The sequence below is a fragment of the Borreliella yangtzensis genome (assembly GCF_014201775.1).
Lineage (GTDB): Bacteria > Spirochaetota > Spirochaetia > Borreliales > Borreliaceae > Borreliella > Borreliella yangtzensis.
This window is the reverse complement of sequence record NZ_JACHFG010000046.1, coordinates 1-2,249: the sequence shown is the minus strand read 5'-3', so window position 1 is coordinate 2,249 and position 2,249 is coordinate 1. Positions and strand designations below refer to the sequence as shown.

Annotated in this window: 3 protein-coding genes and 1 pseudogene; all 4 read right to left on the bottom strand. The window is 26.8% G+C overall.

The features are described from left to right. A partial coding sequence (locus tag HNP68_RS06535) for a DUF603 domain-containing protein (RefSeq protein ID WP_183221623.1) occupies positions 1 to 94 on the bottom strand: 94 nt, incomplete at its 3' end. 141 nt (positions 95 to 235) lie between these two features. Next, on the bottom strand, positions 236 to 712 hold the full coding sequence (locus HNP68_RS06530) for a DUF643 domain-containing protein (RefSeq protein WP_183221621.1): 477 nt from the start codon (positions 710 to 712) through the stop codon (positions 236 to 238). Between the two features lie 175 nt (positions 713 to 887). After that, on the bottom strand, positions 888 to 1,961 hold the full coding sequence (locus HNP68_RS06525; protein WP_183221619.1) for a hypothetical protein: 1,074 nt from the start codon (positions 1,959 to 1,961) through the stop codon (positions 888 to 890). A gap of 34 nt (positions 1,962 to 1,995) precedes the next feature. Beyond that, positions 1,996 to 2,249: pseudogene (locus HNP68_RS06520) on the bottom strand (ErpL protein); the annotation flags it as partial.

Genomic DNA, 2,249 nt, shown 5'->3' with positions numbered 1-2,249 from the left:
AAACTCCTAGTTTAGCTGCTATTTCTCCATCATTTAAAGTTCCTTCTATAAAATATGCAACATAATCATCAAAAGATCTTTTAACTCTTTTCAAAGATACTACCTTAAAGTAACAAAATTAACAAATTGTTACTCTAAATAGTAAAGCAATTTAATAATTTATTAACATAAACTGTTAATTTCTTTATGCCTATTGATGAATGTTTAATATTTATTTGCTTTTATTAAAGTTTGACTATACAACCTTGAAACAATCTTCCATTCTTTCTATAAACTTATTACTTGTTAAAATTCCTCTATTATAGCTGTGCATGCTAGTAAATAATATATCTACAAAAATATTCATAAAAAACGTTTGATTTTGTTTTGGATATTGTTTAATCTTACAAATAACACCATAAACAAATAACAAAAACGTATAGAATTTTGTTTCTCCTAGCTTCTCTAAAAAGTCTTCTAATGTCCCCTCTTTGTAGCTAAAATCAAATCTATTTCCATGGGCATTTTCGCGTTCTTTTATTATATATTCATTTTTCAGAATATTTTTAATAAAAATTTTTACAGTTTCTAAATCTTGTACTGCTTCATAAATATTGTATATTTGTTTTTTTCGCTTTTGAGTTAACTGATCAGTTTTATAAACTTTAAATAATTCTTTTTTTACTTTCTTATCTGAATTATCATAAAAATCTGAAACTTTATTATCATGCATCATAACTATAGATAGTATAAAAATAAAAAATATTTTAAACAATACTTTTTAACAAAAAATGTAAAAAATATAATTAAATTGAACACTGTAATAATTCAATTTACAAAAAAATAACAACTAACCAAATATTGCTAGCTGTTATTTTGTGTATACAAAGTTTAATTAAATCTAAATCTTATTCATCATCATCCTTAATCCTATTGCTATTAGCAGCATCGATATATCCTTTAATTGTTTCAAAATTAGATTTTTCTTCAAGATAGTTTTTAACCTTTTCTAATTCTGATTTTAATTTCTCTAAATCTGATTCAATTTCGCTAACTTTTACATTTTCTTTTAATTTGGGATCTGGTTGCAACGCAACTTGTTGTTTATTACCTTCATTTAATTTAGTCCTTAAACTACTCCTAGTATCCTTCAATTCTTTTAATAACTTTGGTAATCCTTCTTCACTATCATCTTCATCTGTTAAACCCCAATCATAATATATAGATTTGTCAGTTTGAGCACCATTTTCAGTATTTCTAGAACTATTAGTAAAATAGTCGAGTATAGGCCCTGTAACTTTATCTATAACTTCTTTTTGAGGATCTAATACTTGGTCTCCACTCTTTTGTTTAATATCATCTATACCCTTACTTATTTCATCTATTTTATTTTTAAGCTCTTCTATTTTATTTTTAAGCTCTTCATCATCTTCATCTTCAGTTTGTAATTGTGATTGTGAACTTACTTGCACTTGTATTTTTAAATTCTCTTTTTGCTCTTCTTGTTGTTTTTTTTGTACTACTTGTTGTTGTCCTTGTTGTTCTACTTTTTGTTCTTTTCCTTGTTCTTCTTGTTGACCACCATTTTGTTGCATTGTCTTTACTATCGGATTACTGTTATTAGGGTTTTCGTTCTGCCCCAATTCTTGTCGTTCTTGTTCTTTTTCTACTTTTTGTTCTTGTGCTTTTGGTTGTTCTCGTAATTCGTTTTGTTCTTCTTTCTCTTTCTCCTTATTTTTATCTTTTTCTTCTTCTTGTAATTTTTTTGCTATTTCATCTGAAATATCTTTTACTTCTTTTTCTAAAAATCCCTTAACTTTTTGTTCTGTTTGTTTTATACCTTGTTTAACTTTTTTTTCTATCCCTTCTCTAAAGCCCTTAACCTTTCCTTCTACGCCTTGTTTTAAATTTACATGATTATCACATGACATTATAAGTGCAAAAACAGCACAAGTGATAAATATTATTATTTTTTTATTCATAAGTTACTCCTATACATTGGACTTCTATTTTAAATCATTCATTCTCATTATTTTTAAGTTCTTTAAGTTCTTCTCCAATCTTTTGAAGTGCACTATCTATTATTCCACTTGACATATCACTAGTATCATCATCATTAGAATAACTTACACTTAAACCATATTCTTTAGCTTTTTGCCAAGCTTGTGCTCCCCCGCCTCTTTGATTTTGAGCTCGGTGACCATCAGTTGATCCAGTTGCAGAACCAACTTGATTTTTAAGCTGTTCAAATTCTTGCTTAGCCTTTTCTA